Source organism: Thalassospira sp. NFXS8 (genome assembly GCF_040148805.1).
In the GTDB taxonomy this organism is placed as follows: domain Bacteria; phylum Pseudomonadota; class Alphaproteobacteria; order Rhodospirillales; family Thalassospiraceae; genus Thalassospira.
The window spans coordinates 137,764-157,773 of the sequence record NZ_JAGEMF010000006.1 but is presented as its reverse complement, the minus strand read 5'-3'; the positions used below and the strand labels follow the sequence as shown (position 1 = coordinate 157,773).

Sequence of the window (20,010 nt, the reverse complement as noted above, 5' to 3'; positions counted from 1 at the left end):
AGTATCGGGTTTTATGCCTTTTGGTCAAAGGCCAGCTTGGCGGCAAGTGTCAGAAAAACGCAGCCGGTAAAAACCTGAAATGTACGGGCGATGCGGGCCGAACGCGCCAAAAACTGCCCCAGCTTTCCGGCAAAGCCACCAACCAGACAGTTAATGATGGTGCCGCCGATATTCAGGATAACCCCCAAAAGCAGGAATTGCAGCAATACCGATCCGCGTGCGGGATCGACGAATTGCGGTAAAAACGCCAGCACAAAAACAATGATCTTCGGGTTCAGCAAATTAACCACGATGCCGTCGCGCCACGCCCGAATGGCCGATCCTTTGCGGGTTTCGGTGGCCTTTAATGTATCGTTTCGGTTTCTAAACGCCTGGAATGCCAGCCATACCAGATAGGAAATGCCGGCCCAGCGCAGCATTTGAAAGGCAACCGGATGGGCCGCAAGCAAAGCCGCCAGCCCTAATCCAGCCAGCAATGTATGTACAAGCGCCCCTGTCGAAATGCCAAAGCTTGCCGCCAGCCCCGCCCGTGGCCCCGATTTAATGCCTTGCCCCAAACAAAACAGCATGTCGTTGCCCGGCGTCATATTAAGGGCAAGGGCCGTTGGGATAAAAACCAGCAATGTTTCAAGCGGAATGAGCACGGTCTGTCCTTAAAGTTGGCCGAGGGATACCGGGTGGGTGATTTTTATAAAAGCAACAGCCTGTCAAAATGCCGCAGGTATAGAAATTTGCCAAGCCGGGGGTTGATTACTCGCCCGCACCAAAACGGTGTAGCCCTGAACCGTTGCGTTTTAACCAGTGTTGCTGTTTGGCCGAGGCCCCGTAAAGGTCGTCAACCACCTTCCAGAAACGTGGGCTGTGGTTAAGTTCCTGTAAATGGGCCACTTCGTGGGCAACGACATAATCCAGCACATCTTCGGGCGCTAAAATCAGCCGCCAGCTAAAGGATAAATTACCCCCCGACGAGCAACTGCCCCAGCGCGTGCGGGTATCCTTGATCGAAATGCGGTTGATTTTTTTGCCGATTTCTTCGGCATAGGCATGGGCGCGCGGGGCTATTTCCAGTTTGGCCTGTTTTTTCAGCCAGTCGGCGACTCGTCGGTTGCTGTGTTCGATGGCACCCGAAACCCAGATGACGCCCGATTCCGCCCAAACCCCGCGTTTGGCATCGGGCACGGCGCGAATGGCATGTTCATTGCCCAAAAACGGCACCCACGCGCCGGGGACAAACAAAACCCGGTCGGGCAGGCGCGACAGGTGCGCTTCGATCCAGTCTATATGCTGGCGCAGCATCGAAAGGGCGGTTTTACGCGATATACCGTTGGGAACGACGACTTCCACGCCATCGAAGCCCGGATCGATCCGCAATTTAAGCCGCGACGCGCGCGCACTGATGCGCAGGCGCACGGGCACAGGCCCCAAACGCGGCAGGTCAATTTCGGTTTCTTCGATGTTATTTGCCATATTGGTGTGGATAATCGCCGAATCTGTTAAAAAAGCACGCCAAATTTACGCGTTTTTACCGGTAGGTGCATCTTGGCCCTTGCCCGTTACATGGGTTTTCCTATACTCCGCGCGCAAGGTCCAGGGTCCAGACCTGTTAATATGGGTACACTGGCAACTGTCATGGTCGCGAAATACAAGAAAAAGCCCGCAGAGCGGGCGCACCCCCGGTCAAGGGATTTGACGCAGGAGGTCGCGATCATAACAGGTGTCCTTCGGATCGATCAGATTTGTACAGGCTGCTTTGTCGCAAAATCTTGAAAGATGTATATCTTCCGGCGATTTTGCTTCGCGCATCCGTACAAATCTGATTGACCAGTGTGCTTATATTAACAGGTCTGGACCCATGGTCCAGATTTGGTGAATGTTTCGTTTGGGTTCCCGTGATGACATGGGATGACGGCGAAACCACGCTGCCCCGGCATAACATCGGAAGAAGAAAGGCGTCACAGCATGAGCAATCCGGTTAAAAAGGTGGTGCTTGCCTATTCGGGCGGGCTGGATACCTCCATTATCCTGAAATGGCTGCGCGAAGAATATAATTGCGAAGTCGTTACGTTTACCGCCGACCTCGGCCAGGGCGAGGAACTGGAACCTGCCCGCAAAAAAGCCGAAATGTTTGGCGTGAAAGAAATTTTCATCGAGGATCTGCGCGAAGAATTCGTACGCGATTATGTGTTCCCGATGTTCCGCGCCAACGCCCATTACGAAGGTGTTTACCTGCTGGGCACCTCGATCGCACGGCCGCTGATTGCCAAACGCCAGATCGAAATCGCTGAAATGGTCGGGGCCGATGCCGTTTCGCACGGTGCGACCGGTAAAGGTAACGACCAGGTTCGTTTCGAGCTGGGCTATTACGCGCTGAAGCCCGACGTCAAGGTGATTGCCCCGTGGCGTGAGTGGGATCTGAATTCACGCACCATGTTGCTTGATTTCGCCAAAAAGCATCAGATTCCGATTTCGGCTGACAAAGCCGGTGGCGATGAACCCCCCTATTCAACCGATGCTAACCTTCTGCATATTTCCTATGAAGGCAAGGCACTGGAAGACCCGTGGGGCAAGCCGGACGAAAACATGTTCGTGCGCACCGTATCGCCGCAAAACGCGCCCGATGCGATCACCACGATTGAAATCGAATTTGAACAGGGCGACCCGGTTGCCATTAACGGCGAACGCATGAGCCCGGCCACCTTGTTGACCGCGCTAAACGACGTTGCCGGTAAAAACGGTATCGGTCGTCTTGATCTGGTGGAAAACCGTTATGTTGGCATGAAATCGCGCGGTGTTTACGAAACCCCGGGCGGCACCATTCTGGCAACCGCACATCGTGCAATGGAATCAATCACGCTGGACCGTAATGCAGGTCACCTTAAAGACGAGTTGATGCCGCGTTACGCCGAAATGATCTATAACGGCTATTGGTGGTCGCCGGAACGTCAGGCCCTTCAGCGCCTGATCGACGATACCCAGAAAACGGTTAACGGCGTTGTTCGCCTTGATTTGTACAAAGGCAACGTCACCGTGACCGGTCGTAAATCGCCTAATTCGATTTACTCCGAAGCCCACGTGACCTTTGAAGCCGACACCGTTTACAACCAGCGCGATGCCGAAGGCTTTATCAAGCTGAACGCCCTGCGTTTGCGTCTTGGTTTTGATCGTAACAGCGTTAAATAATCGCTGCTGGCGACAGGAACCGACTATTTGGAACGAGGGGTGTCTGGCACCCCTCGTTCTGTTTTAAGGACCCGGACACACGCGATGCAAAGATACAAATGCACTGTCGAATATGATGGTCGCCCCTATCATGGCTGGCAGTATCAGGATGAAGTCATTTCGGTTCAGCAAGTGTTTGAAGCAGCCCTTGAAAAGCTGGTGAAAACATTTGTTCGCGTTCATGTGTCGGGGCGGACCGATGCCGGGGTTCATGCGCTGGGCCAGGTGGTGCATTTTGATCTGGAAAAGGTTTATTCCGCCGAAGCGGTGATGAACGCCCTGAACCATTATTTGCAACCTGCCCCAGTGGCTGTGATCAGTGCCGAAATGGTCGATCAGGATTTTCACGCCCGGTTCGGGTCGAAAAAACGCTATTACATGTACCGGATTATTAACCGCCGGCCACCGTTGACCTTTGAAGCAGGGCTGGCATGGGGGGTTTATAAGCCGCTTGATATTTCCGCCATGAATGAAGCCGCCCAACATCTGGTTGGCACCTACGATTTTACCAGTTTTCGCGCCACCGAATGCCAGGCCAAAAGCCCGGTAAAAACGCTGGAGCGATTGGAGGTGGTGGCATGTGCGGATAAAGAAGTGCGCATTTATGCCGAAAGCCGGTCCTTTTTGCATCATCAGGTGCGCAATATGGTGGGGACCCTTGTGCTTGTGGGCAAGGGAAGCTGGCAGCCCGTTGATGTGAAGAAGGCTCTGGAGGCCAAACGTCGAAGTGCGGGTGGCCCAACAGCCCCGGCAGACGGTCTGTATTTTGTTCGGGTGGAATACTAGCATTCGCCGTAAGGCGGGTTTCAGCACCGGACCAGGCAGCTTTTCTGTGGAACCCCTCTAATTTAGAATGGTAATCATTTGAAAAATGGCAATTTTTCGGAAGTTTCTTCTTTTGCGTGTGTGAAATTTTTTCCTTCTCCTGTATTGTGATGCATCTGCCTGATCCCAATAGGTAAAAGAGCCCCGGCAATCTTTTCGTCATTCTTCGAGCAGGTTTCCGTAAAGGGGGGCAAGAATGGGAGAGACCTCTGAGATGAAAAATAGCATTGTCTTTAAAGTCACTGCGGCGTCGGTAGTGATTCTGATTGTGGGGATTATGCTGCTGGGGGGCGTCATCATGCAGCGCGTCCAGCAACAGGTTAGCGATACCAGCCTTCAATCACAGAAATTGAACCTGCGTGTTGCGGCAATGATCTTTCAGAACGAAAGTCCGGACCTTAAGGTTACCATTGATAAATCTGGCGAGACAACGCGGCTGGTGATGCCCGAAATTCCCGATTTGTCGTCCCACGCCATGATCGACAAAATCGGAACCGCAACCGGTGAAACGGCAACCGTGTTTCAGTGGGTTCCCGACAAGAAAGACTTCATTCGTGTTTCCACCAACATCATCAAGCCGGATGGCACGCGCGCCGTCGGCACGTTTCTGGGAAATGGCAGTGCGGCCTATCAGCCTGTAACGTCGGGTAAAACCTTTCGGGGGGAAGCCCTGATTCTGGGCAAGGAATATGTCACCCAGTATACGCCGATCTTTAATACCGCCGGTGCCGTGCAGGGTATTTTGTATGTTGGTATTACAAAGGCCAAAGTAGCAGCGGTATCGGGTTCTATTGGCATGCGAATTGTGATTGCCGGCATTATTGTTGCCGTGATCGCGGCGATTTTGCTGACCATTTTGCTGCGCCGCCAGTTGGGGCCATTTCATGAACTGGGCGAAACGATCGAACAGTTTGTCGGGCGCGATTTTTCGGCCGAAGTGCCCCATACTGATCGTGGGGACGAAGTTGGCGTGATCGCAAAGGGGCTGTTGCGTTGGCGCGAAGCAGCCCAGCGAATTGGGGAGGCCGAAGATGCCAAACTGGTTGCCGAACGCAAGGCGTCGGCTGAACGCCGCGACCAGCGCAATGTGCTGGCGACCGAACTTGATGCATCTGTAGGTGAAATTATTACATCAGTTCGCCAGGCAACAGAAGGCATGGTGCGATCTGCCCGGCAAATGAGTGAATCGGCCAATCATTCGATTGAACAAAGCCGGAATGTCAGCAATGCCGCCACGGATGCCGCGCGTAATGTCCAAACGGTGGCAGCAGCAACCGAAGAGCTTTCGGCGTCGATCAATAATATTGGCGGGCAGGTTGAAGACTCGACCTCGATTGCGACAACAGCCGTAGATGAAGCCTCGCGGGCCAATGAAATGGTTAGCGGCCTTGCCGTTGCCGCCGAGCGGATTGGCGAAGTGGTCAGCCTGATTAATGAGATTGCTGCCCAGACCAACCTTTTGGCCCTGAATGCCACGATTGAAGCCGCCCGTGCGGGTGAAGCGGGCAAGGGTTTTGCTGTGGTGGCACAGGAAGTTAAGAACCTTGCCAATCAGACTGCCAAGGCAACCGATGAAATTGCCCAGCAGATTGGCTCGATCCAAAGTGAAACCCGCCTGACGGTTGAAGCGATTGAAAAGGTCACCCGGACCATTGCCTCGATCAGTGGCATTACCGGCGGCATTTCAACTGCCGTGGCCGAACAGAACACCGCGGTCAATGAAATTGCATCCAGTGCGCAAAGTGCGTCTATCGGATCAACCGAAGTGGTTGAAACGATTGATGCTGTTTTACATGCCGCCAGCGACGGTGGCACAGCCGCAAGTGAACTGGAACATTCTATGTCCGATCTTTCGGTACGGATTGAAACCCTGCAAACCAAAGTTGGCGAGTTTTTGGAACGTTTGCGCGCAGAATAGAATTACCGGACTGCGAATGGCAAAAAGCTGGCAATGGAAACGTTGCCAGCTTTTTGTGCGCCAGTTCACTGTGTAACGGGGGCAAAGTGGGATTGGCGAAGACGCCGTCAAATAAGGGTTGTGGTTACTGTGGTGCGGTCCTATTCCTTTGTTGGCTTTCGCCGTAAACATTTCAGGGAATACCCAGATGCCCTTCGATTTTCCGATTTTTGCTGGCGTTGTTGCTGTGCTGGCAGTCTTTATTATTCTGCAAAGTGTGAAGATTGTCCCGCAGGGGTATCAATACACACTGGAACGGTTTGGCCGTTTTACCCGGAGCCTTAGGCCGGGGCTGCATATCATTGTACCGCTGATCGACCGGATCGGCCGTAAAATGAACATGATGGAAAGCGTGCTGGATGTGCCATCGCAGGAAGTGATTACGTCGGATAACGCGATGGTCACGGTTGACGGTGTGGTCTTTTACCAGGTGATTGACGCAGCCCGTGCCGCCTATGAGGTTAACCGTCTGGAAGTGGCGATCCTGAACCTGTCCATGACCAATGTGCGCACCGTGGTTGGCTCGATGGATCTGGACCAGCTGTTATCCCAGCGCGATCAGATTAACGAACGGCTGCTTTCCGTGGTCGATAGCGCGACTGACCCGTGGGGCCTTAAAATTACCCGTGTGGAAATTAAGGACATTACCCCGCCGCGTGATCTGGTGGACTCGATGGGCCGTCAGATGAAGGCCGAACGTGAAAAACGTGCGCAAATCCTTGAAGCGCAAGGATCACGCGAAGCTGCCATTTTGCGGGCCGAAGGTGAAAAACAGTCCAAAATTCTGGAAGCTGAAGGTCGCCGTGAAGCTGCTTTTCGCGATGCTGAAGCCCGCGAACGTGCCGCCCAGGCCGAAGCAGAAGCCACAATGGTGGTGTCCAAGGCGATTGCCGACGGTGACATTAACGCGATCAATTACTTTGTTGCCCAGAAATATGTTGAATCGCTGTCGCAAATTGCCTCAAGCCCCAACAGCAAACTGGTGTTTATGCCCCTTGATGCGTCGGGTGTTGTCGGTTCCATTGGCGGTGTTACCGAACTGATCCGCAATCTGGGCGGGGATGGCGGTGCTGCCGGCGCAACTGGTGCCTCAAATGCCCGGCCTGGCCCGTGGGGTGGTAAATAACGGTTCTGTTCACTGCTTTTGAGTGGTGATTGCCAATATCGGGGCATCAGGCGGTTTGTTGCGCCATGATGCCCCCATTATCGTCATTGCGTTAACCATGAAAGGCCAATCAAGGTGGATTTTCTGATATCGGCGGGGGTGACGTATTGGCATTGGTGGAGTTTGGCCGCCATTTTGCTAGTGCTTGAAGTGATGGCACCGGGGGTATTCTTTTTATGGGTGGCGTTTGCCGCGGCTCTCACCGGTATTGTCAAACTTCTGTTTGGCGGCATGAGCCTGGAAATCCAGTTGCTGGTTTTTGCCGTTTGCGGGGTGGTTGCGACCTTTGCCGGGCGGCGCTGGGTTATGCGCCGTATCAACGCCAAAGGCGATGACGACAACGCTGAATCAACGGGTTTAAACCAGCGAGAACAGCAATTTCGCGGCCGGATCATTACCCTGCCCCATGATATGACCGACGGTGAAACCCGCGTGGTGCTGGATGGCACTACATGGCGGTTATATGTCGGCCAATTGTTAAAGGCAGGCGATCAGGTGCGGATAACCGCAATTAAAGGCACGATTTTGCAGGGTGAAGTGGTTTCGCGGTAATTTTGCGACTGCTATTGTCCATCCTTATCCAAACAGCCAATGCCACAAAAACGGAACTGTCAGGGCCGTGGCGATGGTGTTTAACCCCATCGATAACCCCGAAAATGCCCCTGCGGTTTGGTTGACCTGAAAGGCACGTGCGGTGCCAATACCGTGGGCGCCCACCCCCATGGCAAAACCACGGGCGCGCCAGTCGGTTAAGCCGACAAGGTTCATTACAGCGGGGCCAAGTGTGGCGCCGACAATGCCGGTCACAATCACACAAACAGCGGTAAGCGCGGGAACGCCGCCAATTTCCTTGGCAATGCCCATGGCCACCGGGGTTGTAACCGATTTTGGCGCCAACGATGCCAGTGTTTCCATACTGGCACCCAGCATATGGGCGATGGCAACGGTGCTGGCGGTGGCCATTAACGACCCGAACAGTACGCCAAAGATAATCACTGGCAGGGCGCGTTTTAGTGTTTCCATCTGGCGAAACAGCGGCACGGCAAGGGCCACGGTGGCCGGGCCAAGCAGGAAGTGAACAAACTGTGCGCCGTCAAAATACACCGAATAGGGTGTGCCGGTGAAATGCAGGATGGCGGCAATAATGGCGATGGCGATGACCACCGGGTTGCAAACCGGGTTACGGTCGCTTTTTTGATACAGCCAGAAACCGATGGCATAGGCAACCAGTGTAATCGTCAGCCCGGTTAGTGGTTTGGTCGAAAGATAAACCCATAATTGTGTCAGATCAGCCGGTTCCATTATTTGGCCCCTTCATTTTGCGTATCGGGCGATGCCGGGGCCCGGGGCAGTAATTTTGACATCAAAAATGCGGTGGCCGCGATGGTTAGCAAGGTGGAAATCACCAGCGACGCCACAATCGGCAGCCAGTCGCTTTTTAACCGGTCTATCTGGGTGATAACGCCAACACCGGCGGGCACAAATAACAACGAAAAATGCATCAGCAAATTATCGGCCGCATCGGTCAGTTCCCTGGGCGGTTTGCGTTTGATCAGCAGGCCAATAAACAACAGCCCCAGGCCAATTACCGGGCCGGGTACCGGCAGGCTGAACAGTTCGGATATGACTTCGCCAAAAAGCTGGCAAACAAGGATCAGGGCAAATGCGGCAATCATCTTTGGCCTCCCGATATTTCGTTTATTGTGATCGTGGTCACGTTTTTCAATTTCTTACTGTGACATACCCTGCTTTGCTGCCGATAACTTTTATTAATAATGAAAAACGCCCGTGCATTTTTGGCACAGGCGTTGGTAACGCGCTAAATCTGTCTCTGTTTCCAAGTCAGCTTATAAAATTGCCAGCACATCTTCGGGCGGGCGGCCAAGGGCGGCTTTGTCGCCATTAACAACAATGGGCCGTTCAATTGCGCGCGGATGGGCCACCAATGCGGCGATCAGATCGGCGCCGGTTAAGTCGGCAATGCCTTCTTCGCGGGCTTCTTTTTTGCGCATAATCTGCTCTGGTTCCTTGCCCAGCTTTGCCAGAATATCGCTAAGTTCGGCTATACCGGGCGGGTTGGACAGATAATCAACCACGGTGGGCGTAATGCCTTTTTCCTCGATCAGGGCCAGTGTCTGGCGCGATTTGCTACAGCGCGGGTTATGGTAAATGGTGACGGTCATGCTCGGTTCCTGTCATCAGGGGATGATGCGGTGAAGGGACATCTCAAATATCATGCCCGGTTAAAGGCCATCAATAATTTGCAAAAGGTTTTCAAGGTCCTCGGTGTCGCTATCAATGATGCGGGTGGCGATATCATATGAAAACCCTTGCCGGGCAAGGGCTGCCAGATCCTTGTCGTGTTTTTCTTCGCGCTGGTCGGGGTGGCGAAACGGGCCAAGGCGGCGGCGGCGGGCATAGGCTGCTGCGGCGGCCAGGTTAGGATCGGTACCGCGCATGTCATTATGACCCGCATCATCGGCCTCGTCGCGCAAATCGGTGATGGTTTGATCGACCAGATTTGATGCAATGCCGCGGGCGTTCAAATCGGCCCCGATTACGCGAATCGCCTTGCCCTTGCGCAACATCGACCGCGCCCGGCCCAGCGCATAGGCCTGATCGTTCAGGAAACCCGCTGTTTCGCAGGTATTTAAAACGCTTTTCATCCAGTCTTCGGCTTCTTGCGGGTCGGTGTCGTATTCGGCAATCGACAGGCGGATTTTACCGCGCATCAGTTTTTCCAGCCGCGCCCGCGATGCGGTAAAGTGTTCAAGATACCAGGTGGCATAATTCATCAAATAGTCACGGGTTACCCGGCGGGGCTTTTTGGGGCCCTGCTTTGCGTCATCCTTTTTGCCAAAACCTTTCGTCTTGCGCGGTTCTGTCGGAGGTTCGGCAAATTCTGTTGCCGTGTCCGTTGCGCTTTGACGGGGCGTTTTCGGCGGGGTCTGGGAAGAAAGTTTCTGTTTTGACATAATCTCTTTGCGGGCTGCCCTTGCGTTTGGGGTGCAACTATCCCTATTTTACCGGCAATTGTCTGTGAATTTCGAGGAAAACCAATGCAAGAGCTTGCTCCGCGCCAAATGGGCGCGATCAACTGGCTTGGCCTGTGGACGCTGTATGCGAAGGAAGTGCGCCGTTTTTTGAACGTGCATCTTCAAACCGTTGGCGCGCCTGTGGTCACCAGTCTTCTGTTTCTGGCGGTCTTCCTTCTGGCCCTTGGCCGGGCCGTTGAAACCGTTAATGGCGTACCGTTCGCCACTTTTCTTGCGCCGGGTCTGGTGATGATGACCATGGCGCAAAACTCGTTTGCCAATACCTCCAGCTCTATCCTGATTTCAAAGGTACAGGGCAATATTGTCGATGTTTTGATGCCGCCACTTTCGGCATTTGAACTGGTTGCCGGTTTTGCCCTGGGGGCTGTAACCCGGGGTATTATGGTGGGCTGTGCCACCATCATTGCCATGGCGTTCTTTGTTGATGTGCAGATCCACAATATCTGGGCGATCCTGTATTTTGGCATTTCGGCATCGTTGATGTTGTCGCTTTTGGGGATTGCCGGGGGCGTGTGGTCGGAAAAATTCGATCATATCGCCGTTGTGACCAACTTTGTCATTACGCCGCTGTCGTTTTTGTCCGGTACTTTTTACAGCGCCGAACATTTACCCGAAGCGGGCCGGGCACTGGCGCATTTTAACCCGTTTTTCTATATGATTGACGGGTTTCGCTATGGTTTTATCGGCATCTCTGACGGCTCTATTACCACCGGCGTTATTGTGCTTTTGTGCGTAAACATTTTTCTGTCGATCCTGTGTTATCGCATGATCAAAACAGGGTACAAACTGAAGGCTTGATGACGGCGGGATAACGCCAGTTTCAGCATTAAATTCCGTTTTTGGGCAGCATTCGGCATCGGATGCTGCCCAACTTATTTGTGCAATGCGTTAAAAACCGTATTTTGCCGCATTGACAGGGGGCGGGAATCTCTTGATACTCCGCAGCTTTCCGGTATTCTGCCGGTGCTGACCAGATGGTCAGGAATGGAATTTTACCCTAATCGAGGACATAAACTGTGATTACACCCGTCATGCCGACCTATGCGCGGGCCGATTTGGCCTTTGAGAAAGGTGAAGGACCTTATCTCTATGCGCAGGATGGGCGACGATTCCTCGATTTCGGGTCGGGTGTGGCCGTGAACTGCCTGGGCCATGCGCATCCGCATTTGGTTGCGGCCATCACCGAACAGGCCAACAAGGTTTGGCATACGTCGAACCTGTACCGGGTGCCGGGCCAGGAAAAACTGGCAAAACGGTTTGTCGAGCATACCTTTGCCGATACCGTGTTTTTCTGCAATTCCGGTGCCGAAGCCAACGAAGCGGGCCTGAAAATGCTGCGCCGTTATCAGTATGTGAATGGCCATTCTGAAAAGAATCGCATTCTGGTTGCCAGCAACGCCTTTCACGGGCGGACCATTGGCACCTTAACTGCCGGTGCCAGCGATAAATACCGCGAAGGTTTTGGCCCGATGCCCGAAGGGTTCGATCGGGTGGCATTTGGCAATTTGAATGAGTTGCGCAATGCCATTAGCGAAAAAACTGCCGGTATTCTGGTGGAACCGATTCAGGGTGAAGGCGGTATTATGCCCGCCCCGAAAGGATACCTTGAAGGTTTACGCAAGGCGGCCGACGAATATGGTCTGCTGGTGATGTTTGACGAAGTGCAAACCGGCATTGGCCGGACCGGCAAGCTGTTTGCCTATGAATGGTCCGATATGCTGCCCGACATTATTTCTTCGGCCAAGGGACTTGGCGGGGGATTTCCGGTCGGCGCCCTTTTGGCCAATGAAAAGGCAGCAGCGGCCTTAACACCGGGTATGCATGGCTCCACCTTTGGCGGTAATCCGCTGGCGATGGCGGCGGCAAATGCGGTGCTGGACGAAGTTTTAAAGCCGGGATTTTTCGATAACGTTCTGGCCATGAGCAAATTGATCCGTGACGGGTTGGCAGCGATTGCCAAAAAACATCCCGGTTTCATTGACGAGGTGCGTGGCACCGGCTTGCTTTTGGGCATGAAAATGGTCCCGAACAATGGTGATGTGGTGGGCAAATTGCGCGATCAAAACCTGCTGACGGTTCCGGCAGGCGATAATGTTGTGCGGTTGTTACCGCCGTTAAACATCACGAAAACCCAGGTGGACGAGGCGCTGGCGGCGATTGATGCCGTGGCGGCTGCCTTTACCTCGTAAGGAATAAGTTAATGACGGATATCAGACATTTTCTGGATATCGAGGGCATGTCCACCGGGACACTGCACGATATTCTGACGTTGGGAGATAACGAAAAGGCAGGCAAGGCCCCATTTGGGGCCAAGCCGCTGGCAGGTAAAACGCTGGCCCTTATTTTTGAAAAACCCTCAACCCGAACCCGCGTTTCCTTTGAAGTGGGCATGCGCCAGCTTGGCGGGGATGTGGTCGTGCTTGATGCCGCCAGCAGCCAGCTTGGCCGGGGCGAAACCATTGCCGATACGGCGCGTGTTCTTTCGCGCTATGTTGATGCCATCATGATCCGCACCACCGATGAATCCAAATTGCTGGAACTGGCACAATATGCCACCGTTCCCGTGATTAACGGTTTGACCGATCAAAGCCACCCCTGCCAGATCATGGCGGATTTGATGACGGTGCGGGAGCATAAAGGCAAGCTTGACGGGCTTAAATTTGCCTGGGTCGGTGACGGCAACAATGTTTCGACATCGATGATTCATGCGACGTCGAAATTTGGTTTCTCGCTTGATATGGCCTGTCCGGTGGGGTTCCGCCCGCAGCAGGGCCTGATCGAGGCTGCGAATTCCGCAGGCGGAAAAGTCCGCCTGACCGAATTTGACGATGCCCTGGCCGGGGCCGATGTGGTTGTGACCGATTGCTGGGTGTCGATGGGCGACAAGGATGCCGATGCCCGCATGAAGGCCCTGGCCCCCTATCAGGTCAATGCCGCGGCAATGGCAAAGGCGAACAAGGATGCCCTGTTCATGCACTGCCTGCCTGCGCACCGCAATGAAGAAGTCACCGACGCCGTCATTGATGGCCCGCAATCTGTGGTGTTTGACGAAGCTGAAAATCGTCTGCATGCACAAAAGGGCATTCTGCTATACTGCTTTAACGGCTTGCCTGCATAAAAATTCGTCCTAGATTAGGGACAGATTTTAGGGCGAACAGTAATGTTCGCCCTTTTGGCATTTGAAACGAATTGCAACCATCGGAATCTGATCATGCAAGTTGCTGTCGATTTTTGTCAGCCCTTTACGTTGGAACATTCCAACATCCGTGGCCGCTTTGCCCGCCTGGGTCCAAGTGTGCAAACCATTGTCGGGCAGCATAATTATCCGCCACTGGCAAACGACCTGCTGGCTGAAATCATAGCGCTGGCGGTGTTGCTGTCATCCGCCCTGAAATATGAAGGGCTTTTTACCCTGCAAACGTCGTCTGACGGGCCGATCAGCATGCTGGTGGTTGACGTGGATAGCGATGGCAACATGCGCGCATGCCTGCGGGTGGACGAAGAACGGCTAAACGCCATGATCGCTGCCGAGGAAGCTGGCGAAGACGCGTTGCGTGGCAAGGTTCATAAACTGATGGGGCATGGGCATATTGCCTTTACCGTCGATCAGGGCGATGACCATGAACGCTATCAGGGCATTGTTTCGCTGGAAGGCGAAACGCTGTCGGAATGCGCAGAATCCTATTTCAGGCAGTCTGAACAGCTTGAAACCGCCTTTAAAATGGAAGTCCATCGTGGTGAAACCGACCGTGACTGGTGGGTTGGCGGTATGTTTGTGCAACGCCTGCCCGGCAGTGCCTCGGGCGATGCCCTAACCCCGGAACAGGATACCGAATGGCAGGATAACTGGAACCGGGCCAAAATCCTGATGGCAAGTGCCACGGCAACCGAACTGGTGGATATTTCGCTATCGGCCCATGATCTGATCTGGCGGTTGTTTCACGAAGAAGAACCGCGTGTATTTGATCAGGACCATCTGCAGTTCAAATGCCGCTGTTCACGCCACAAAATCGAAGGGGCGCTGGCGTCCTATCCGCTGGAAGAATTGCTTGATATGCGCGAAGCCCATACCAATGAGGTTGGCGTGACGTGCCAGTTCTGCAATGCACATTACGGTTTTAACGAAGCCGACCTGCGGGCATTGAAAGCGGATAATACAGCCGAACACGAAGCTGGTTCCGGCGCGTAAGGGCCAAAAAAGCCTTTAATGCCAACATGGTCACAGGCTTGCCTTAATCCTTCTGCATCGTCACCATGACAAACAGCACCAAACCTCATTGATCAAAGCCGATCAATGAGGTTCTTGGTTAGCGTGTAGGCTTTGCCGATGCCTTTGCCTTATGTGGCACAGGTCGTGTAGCGCCGTCGCGATGTCTTGCTTTTGCCGGGATATCTTATAGAGAGCCGGTATAAAAAGCCGGGGGATGACCCCGGTTCGATATGTGATGATAATGTTTTGGAGAACGGGGTCATGATGGGGTTGTCTATGCGTGGCATAAGCCTGGCGTTGGCAGGGGGAATGGCAATGATGACGGCGGCGTGTAGCAGCGCCCCGGTTCAAACGTATCCCGATGTTACATGGCGGCATCTGCAACCAATTGCCTTTTCGGCGGGGCCGGTTGAAAAAGTTGCGGCTTATGGTGTGCCTGCGGCAAATGATTTGCAACCTGATTTGCCCTTTAATCTGGGCCGGATGGCGATGAACTGGCCTGATGACCGGTTACAAACCGTTGGCACCAATGATATTTTGCGCTACAGCGTCACCGATGCTGAAATTACCACGGCCAATCTTAAAACCAAAAGCGGCATAACCGGAATGTTCACCGATGATCAGTCGCAAAAGGTTGATCTTAAGGTCGGTGCGAAGCTGGAACTGATGTCGGAAGATGGCACGCCAAAAGGTGAGGTTGCCGCAGTGGTTGAACGCAGCCGGACCCTGTCAGAATCGATGTCGGTGGCCGAGCGTGAAAAAGCAATTTACAACGAAACCGCCGCCCTTTTGATGGACCTTGACCGTGAACTGGACAAGCAAATCCACAAAAACCTGGCCCGGTACGTTTTGAAATAACCTGGGAGAGGAAAATTGCTCAATCCAGGATGAATTACCGCGCAAGATGTGATGCAATGGCAGGGTAACCCTGATGAACGCCCGGGCGCAGGCTCCGGTTTGACTGGGATTGGTCGATGATTGCGGTGCCCCTGCCATTTGTTGTTGCTCTGGTTCTGGGCATTTATGCCTTGCGGCTTGGCACGCGGTGGCGGCTTGACCGTCGCGTGCGTCGCCCGGTGATCTTTGCGCTGGCCTGTGCCATCTTGCTGGTGGCTGTTGGTTTGCGCTGGCAATTTGACATCGCATTTTTTCGGTTTTTATTGCCGGTTCTGGCATCTGTTTTACCCGTTATTTCCTGGATCTGCTTTGCCAGTTTTGATCCGCCCTTGCTGACATGGCGGCGGGTGGTAACGCATGGCTTTTTTACGGCATTGATTTTGCTGTGTTCGTTGACATGGGATTACTGGCATCCGCCGATTGATTTTTTGTTGTGCGCCCAGTTTGCAGTTTATGGCCTGTTGTTGCTGCGCCGGGCGGGGGCGGGTGATCGTTTTTACGGTGATATCAACATTGGTGAAATTGGTTCGGCCCGGCGCATTGTTGCCGCGGCCGGGGGTGTGTTGATTTTATCAGCCCTTGTCGATGCGGGCATTGCCCTTGATTTTGCCTGGCAAAACGGCCTTCATGTCCGCGAAATTGTTGCCAGTGGCAATGCCGTTATGCTGGCGTTTTGCGTGTTCTTGATTGTGCGCCTTGGCAGGCATGTGGCCCCGGCGCCCGCATATGGCGAACCGATTGAGGCTGAGCAGAAAACCCCAAGCCGGTCACAACACAGTGTGCCCCCCGGCACGTCGGTAAACCTTGAAAATGCAGCATCTGATCGCGATATTGCCGCAGCAATTGACCAGCTCATGCAAACACGCAAACTATACCGTGATCCGGCTTTGACGCTGGACCGGCTTTCGCGCCGGGCGATTATCCCGGCGCGCGATATTTCACTGGCGATCAACCGGTTTTATGGTCGCAATATTTCGTGCATCATTAACGAATATCGAATTGCCGAGGCAACGCAATTACTGGCCGATACGGACAAAACCGTTACTGATATTCAGTTCGATTGCGGGTTTCAGACCAAATCAAACTTCAATCGCGAATTTCGCCGGGTAACGGGCATGAGCCCGCGTGACTATCGTAATCGCAATGCTAACCAGCCCGGCACATTCATGACGCCGTTTAATGCTGTGCCAGAAACGCAAGAATTCGTTGGCTAACGGCGTGATGAATGCGGGTGCGATCCCCGTTAATGCCATCCTTGCATATAATGCCATCCCCCGGTGTATCGTCTTCCAGCAATGCAATGGCGTTTGCCTTGCACAATTGTAAAAAGCTGAAATGGGCGGCGTCTTTAAACACGCTGATTTCCCTGAATTTGGCCGGTAGATGATCAAACAGATAGCGTGACTCAAGTTCTGATGGAACTTTGGGGGTTGGGCTGCCTGCGGCAATAATCAGTACCGGGATGTTAATATGGGCAAGGCTGTCCTCGCTAAAACCCCGTGCCAGCCCAAGATCAAGCGACACAACCCGTTTTATACGTGGATCACGCATATCCTGTGCCAGTTTGGTGCGCTCAGCGGTGGTTTTGCCAATGGCAAAGTCGCGAACAACATCACAGGCGGCCAAATCGGGGTGGGTTTCGCAATCGCGCGTCATTTTATCGGCATCCATGCGTGCGCCTGCTACCTCAAGAGCCGTCCAACCGCCCAGCGAATGGCCAATGACCGTGATGTTTTCCCGGTCGATAAGCCCGGACCACAGGGCGTGGCCTTCCAGTGCTGAAATCACATGTGAAATATCGACCGCCCGCTGCCACAGCAACGCGCCGGTTGCGGGTTCAAGGTCGCCGCTGGTGGTGCCGGGGTGGTTAATGGCGGCAACAATATATCCGGCCCGTACCAGTGTTGTTGCCAGCCACGCCTGATTGCGCCAGTTACCGCCAAACCCGTGCGACACCACAACCAGCGGATGGCGGGTGTTATCGGGCGTGGCATCAACAAGGGCGCGCTGGCCGACAAAGGCCGCGTTATCGGCTATCAGGCTGACGGGGTGGCTGGTTGCAGCGGCAGGATACCAGATAACCCCAGCAAGGGCGCGGAAAGGGCCATCTGCCGGGATTTCAAGTTTTTGAAAACCGGGTTCCTGTGCATGGGCAGGGGAAAACTGAGTGGCTATCAGGCCCAGCACCAGCACAGACATTAAACAAAATTGACGCATCAAAGAAACCTTTCACGGGTAAGAAGATTGCTTTCTTTTGAGGCGAAATTCTTCCCGCTGGCGACCTTGATCGCGATCTGGGTCCTTTTTGGCGAGGTTTTTTGCCCTGAAGGCCATCCCTGTTTTGAGGTGGCAGGTGCATTCTGTTTTGGGTGTTCCTGCGATGGCGTAGAAATGTATTTTTGCCAAAACTAAAAAAATATCACCGCTGATGGAATAATCCGCGTTGCCACCTGTCTAACTATTATCACATCCCGGACAGGAGCTGCCTCGATGACCCTTCCCCGATTTTTAAGCCGCCATATTGGTGGTGCCCTGATGGTCTTTACCCTGCTGGGCGCTGGTGCTGCGTTTGCCCATAATGGTGTTGATCATAGCAAAAAACAGCCCGACGCCGTATCGGGCATGGCTATGGAAAGCCCTGCAACATCCGGGGCGGCGACATCGGAAACCCTGGATCACGAACAGCCGTTTTTGCAGGGTAATGCCGCCGCAATGAACAAAATGATGGCCGGGATGAATGTGCAACCTACCGGCGATATTGACCGCGATTTCGTTGCGATGATGGCCCCGCATCATCAGGGTGCCATTGATATGTGTGTCGCGTTTTTGCCCTATGCCCAAAACCCTCAGCTTAAACGTTTGTGTCAGGAAATTATTGTGACGCAGCAGCAGGAAATTGCCGCGATGCTTTTAGCCATCGGCAAGGATTTGCCACCCTCAAGCCCGGCACCCACGCAGTAGTCGGCACCGTGCAAATCACCTGATTAATTACGGCGCACGCCCTTGCACGGTTTTGAAAACCCCCATCCTGCTGTTTTGCCTGCCCTGAATGTGCCGGGCTTTCCACTGGCGCATTCTGTTTCCGGGGCTAGGTTTGTTTTCCCGCCTGGCCCCGGCTTTTTTCCCCTCACCAGTCTTTCCCGATCTCCCTTCTTCTCCCCCAATCTGTAAATGTCTGGAAACCCATGAAACGTTTATTCGCCTCAACCTTTTTAACCTGTAGCCTGTTTGCCGGGGTCAGTGCGGCATTGGCCGGGCAGGCACCACTGGCTGATACGGCAAAGGATATTCCGATCAGCCACCACGACCGGGTTTATGCCGCCGAACAGTTTTCAAATACGGTTTCGGTGGTGGACCCGGCAGACAATAAATTGCTGGGTGTTATTCGCCTGGGCGACCCGCAACCCCGAAACTTAAGCCCGTTATATCGTGGGCAGGTGCTGGTGCATGGTATGGGTTTTGCGCCCGACCATAAAACGCTGGCCGTTGTTGCCGTGGGTAGTAATTCGATTTCTTTTATCGATACCGCCACCAACAGCGTCAAACACACCACTTATCTGGGCCGCTCTCCGCACGAGGCGTTTTATACCCCCGACGGCAAGGAAGTGTGGGTGACCATTCGCGGGGAAGATTATGTTTCCGTGATTGATGCCGACACCTTCGAGGAAAAGACCCGCATCAAGGTGCCCGCCGGGCCGGGCATGCAGATATTTTCGCCAGATGGCAAATATGGCTATGTCTGTTCGTCGTTTAACCCGGAAACACTGGTGATTTCGGTGGCAGACCATAAGGTGGTCGGCCATATCAAACAGGCCAGCCCGTTTTGCCCCAATATTGCCGCCAGCCCCGACGGCAAACAGGTTTGGTTTACGCTTAAAGATATTGGCAAGGTGCAGGTATTTGATGCACGCCCGCCCTTTGACGTGATCAAAACCATTGATACAGGACCGATCACCAACCACGTTAATCTGGTGCATAATGCCAATGGTACCTTTGCCTATGTCACCATTGGCGGCCTGAACCAGGTTAAGGTTTTTAATGCCAAAACGTTTGAACAGGTGGCAACTGTGCCGGTGGGCAAATTGCCACATGGCCTGTGGCCGTCGGGCGATGGTACGCGCATTTATGTGGGCCTGGAAAATGACGATGCCCTGGCCGCGATCGATACGCTGACCAACAAGGTCGTGGCAACCGTTCCCATCGGGCAGGCCCCGCAGGCGGTGAATTATGTGCCAGGTGCCGTTACCAGTGGTGATGGTATGGCAAACCTGCAACAGTTGGGGGAAACCGACAAGGCGGTACAGTTTGTGCTGCACCCGGTTGGTCATATTGATCAGCACCCCACCAGTGTGTCACTGTTTGATCAGGGCCTGACACAGGTTGTTCAGGCATCGGTAAGCGGGTTGGAACCGAAAAAGGACTATGTGCTGGCCTTGTCCAACCATGCCGATGGCAGTGGGGCCTTGCAGGCGATTGCCGCCTTTAAGGCCAACCCGGTTGGTGCGGGCATTGTCAACGCGCTTGGCCCTATTCGCCAGCTTGTTCAGGGTGAAGAAGGGGTCGCCAAACGGTACCTGGTTATTGCCAATGGCACGGTTGCCAATATTGGCGCGCCTGTGCAGGTGCAGGCGGCGAATTAAGCCTGTTGAGTGATATTGATGCTGCCCGGTGCCAATCATTT

At 53.8% G+C, this 20,010-nt stretch carries 20 protein-coding genes; 13 read left to right on the top strand and 7 right to left on the bottom strand.

Translation table 11 applies throughout. From position 1 onward, the window contains the following. Positions 1–11 precede the first annotated feature (11 nt). Both J4E05_RS22585 and J4E05_RS22580 read right to left on the bottom strand, forming a co-directional pair. The gene (locus J4E05_RS22585; protein ID WP_349600407.1) at positions 12–644 is read right to left on the bottom strand and encodes a LysE family translocator; all 633 of its coding nucleotides are present in this window, start codon (positions 642–644) and stop codon (positions 12–14) included. Positions 645–750: 106 nt separating this feature from the next. Further along, a complete protein-coding gene (locus tag J4E05_RS22580) occupies positions 751–1,467 on the bottom strand; it encodes a M48 family metallopeptidase (protein WP_349600404.1) in 717 nt (238 codons plus the stop codon). A gap of 492 nt (positions 1,468–1,959) precedes the next feature. Here J4E05_RS22580 and J4E05_RS22575 point away from each other — a divergent pair, with 492 nt between their 5' ends. The 5 genes from J4E05_RS22575 (at position 1,960) to J4E05_RS22555 (ending at position 7,718) form a co-directional block, all read left to right on the top strand. Then, on the top strand, positions 1,960–3,180 hold the full coding sequence (locus J4E05_RS22575) for an argininosuccinate synthase (protein WP_085587654.1): 1,221 nt from the start codon (positions 1,960–1,962) through the stop codon (positions 3,178–3,180). A gap of 84 nt (positions 3,181–3,264) precedes the next feature. After that, positions 3,265–4,005, top strand: coding sequence for a tRNA pseudouridine(38-40) synthase TruA (gene truA, locus J4E05_RS22570; protein WP_349600401.1), 741 nt, complete (start codon positions 3,265–3,267; stop codon positions 4,003–4,005). 253 nt (positions 4,006–4,258) lie between these two features. Next, on the top strand, positions 4,259–5,962 hold the full coding sequence (locus J4E05_RS22565; protein ID WP_349600399.1) for a methyl-accepting chemotaxis protein: 1,704 nt from the start codon (positions 4,259–4,261) through the stop codon (positions 5,960–5,962). A gap of 187 nt (positions 5,963–6,149) precedes the next feature. Further along, positions 6,150–7,127, top strand: a complete 978-nt coding sequence (locus tag J4E05_RS22560; protein WP_085587659.1) for an SPFH domain-containing protein — start codon at positions 6,150–6,152, stop codon at positions 7,125–7,127. Between the two features lie 114 nt (positions 7,128–7,241). Next, the gene (locus J4E05_RS22555) at positions 7,242–7,718 is read left to right on the top strand and encodes an NfeD family protein (protein ID WP_349600397.1); all 477 of its coding nucleotides are present in this window, start codon (positions 7,242–7,244) and stop codon (positions 7,716–7,718) included. Between the two features lie 24 nt (positions 7,719–7,742). Here the strand turns inward: J4E05_RS22555 and J4E05_RS22550 are convergent, their stop codons facing one another. The 4 genes from J4E05_RS22550 to J4E05_RS22535 form a co-directional block, all read right to left on the bottom strand. Further along, positions 7,743–8,468, bottom strand: a complete 726-nt coding sequence (locus J4E05_RS22550; RefSeq protein ID WP_085587662.1) for an LrgB family protein — start codon at positions 8,466–8,468, stop codon at positions 7,743–7,745. Continuing rightward, on the bottom strand, positions 8,468–8,842 hold the full coding sequence (locus J4E05_RS22545; protein WP_085587663.1) for a CidA/LrgA family protein: 375 nt from the start codon (positions 8,840–8,842) through the stop codon (positions 8,468–8,470). The genes J4E05_RS22550 and J4E05_RS22545 overlap by 1 nt, the downstream gene beginning before the upstream one ends. Positions 8,843–9,013: 171 nt before the next feature. Beyond that, positions 9,014–9,349, bottom strand: a complete 336-nt coding sequence (gene arsC, locus J4E05_RS22540) for an arsenate reductase (glutaredoxin) (RefSeq protein ID WP_349600394.1) — start codon at positions 9,347–9,349, stop codon at positions 9,014–9,016. 60 nt (positions 9,350–9,409) lie between these two features. Next, on the bottom strand, positions 9,410–10,141 hold the full coding sequence (locus tag J4E05_RS22535; protein ID WP_349600391.1) for a regulatory protein RecX: 732 nt from the start codon (positions 10,139–10,141) through the stop codon (positions 9,410–9,412). Between the two features lie 84 nt (positions 10,142–10,225). Between J4E05_RS22535 and J4E05_RS22530 the strand changes: the two genes are divergently transcribed. The 6 genes from J4E05_RS22530 to J4E05_RS22505 all read left to right on the top strand — a co-directional run bounded on the left by J4E05_RS22530 (position 10,226) and on the right by J4E05_RS22505 (position 16,543). Next, positions 10,226–11,020, top strand: coding sequence for an ABC transporter permease (locus J4E05_RS22530; protein ID WP_168184805.1), 795 nt, complete (start codon positions 10,226–10,228; stop codon positions 11,018–11,020). Positions 11,021–11,238: 218 nt separating this feature from the next. Further along, positions 11,239–12,411 carry an aspartate aminotransferase family protein gene (locus tag J4E05_RS22525; protein WP_349600388.1) on the top strand — a complete coding sequence of 391 codons (1,173 nt, stop codon included), beginning with the start codon at positions 11,239–11,241 and terminating at the stop codon, positions 12,409–12,411. Between the two features lie 11 nt (positions 12,412–12,422). Next, the gene (gene argF, locus J4E05_RS22520) at positions 12,423–13,340 is read left to right on the top strand and encodes an ornithine carbamoyltransferase (protein ID WP_085587669.1); all 918 of its coding nucleotides are present in this window, start codon (positions 12,423–12,425) and stop codon (positions 13,338–13,340) included. A gap of 93 nt (positions 13,341–13,433) precedes the next feature. Further along, complete coding sequence (hslO, locus tag J4E05_RS22515) at positions 13,434–14,411, top strand: Hsp33 family molecular chaperone HslO (RefSeq protein ID WP_349600385.1); 978 nt, start codon at positions 13,434–13,436, stop codon at positions 14,409–14,411. 282 nt (positions 14,412–14,693) lie between these two features. Beyond that, positions 14,694–15,290, top strand: a complete 597-nt coding sequence (locus J4E05_RS22510) for a hypothetical protein (RefSeq protein ID WP_349600383.1) — start codon at positions 14,694–14,696, stop codon at positions 15,288–15,290. Between the two features lie 116 nt (positions 15,291–15,406). After that, complete coding sequence (locus tag J4E05_RS22505; RefSeq protein ID WP_349600380.1) at positions 15,407–16,543, top strand: helix-turn-helix domain-containing protein; 1,137 nt, start codon at positions 15,407–15,409, stop codon at positions 16,541–16,543. Here the strand turns inward: J4E05_RS22505 and J4E05_RS22500 are convergent. Continuing rightward, positions 16,506–17,546, bottom strand: a complete 1,041-nt coding sequence (locus J4E05_RS22500) for an alpha/beta hydrolase family protein (RefSeq protein WP_349600378.1) — start codon at positions 17,544–17,546, stop codon at positions 16,506–16,508. The two genes, J4E05_RS22505 and J4E05_RS22500, sit on opposite strands and share 38 nt — an antisense overlap. A 273-nt stretch (positions 17,547–17,819) precedes the next feature. Between J4E05_RS22500 and J4E05_RS22495 the strand changes: the two genes are divergently transcribed. After that, on the top strand, positions 17,820–18,290 hold the full coding sequence (locus tag J4E05_RS22495) for a DUF305 domain-containing protein (RefSeq protein ID WP_349600375.1): 471 nt from the start codon (positions 17,820–17,822) through the stop codon (positions 18,288–18,290). A gap of 224 nt (positions 18,291–18,514) precedes the next feature. After that, on the top strand, positions 18,515–19,969 hold the full coding sequence (locus J4E05_RS22490; RefSeq protein ID WP_349600372.1) for a YncE family protein: 1,455 nt from the start codon (positions 18,515–18,517) through the stop codon (positions 19,967–19,969). Positions 19,970–20,010 lie beyond the last annotated feature (41 nt).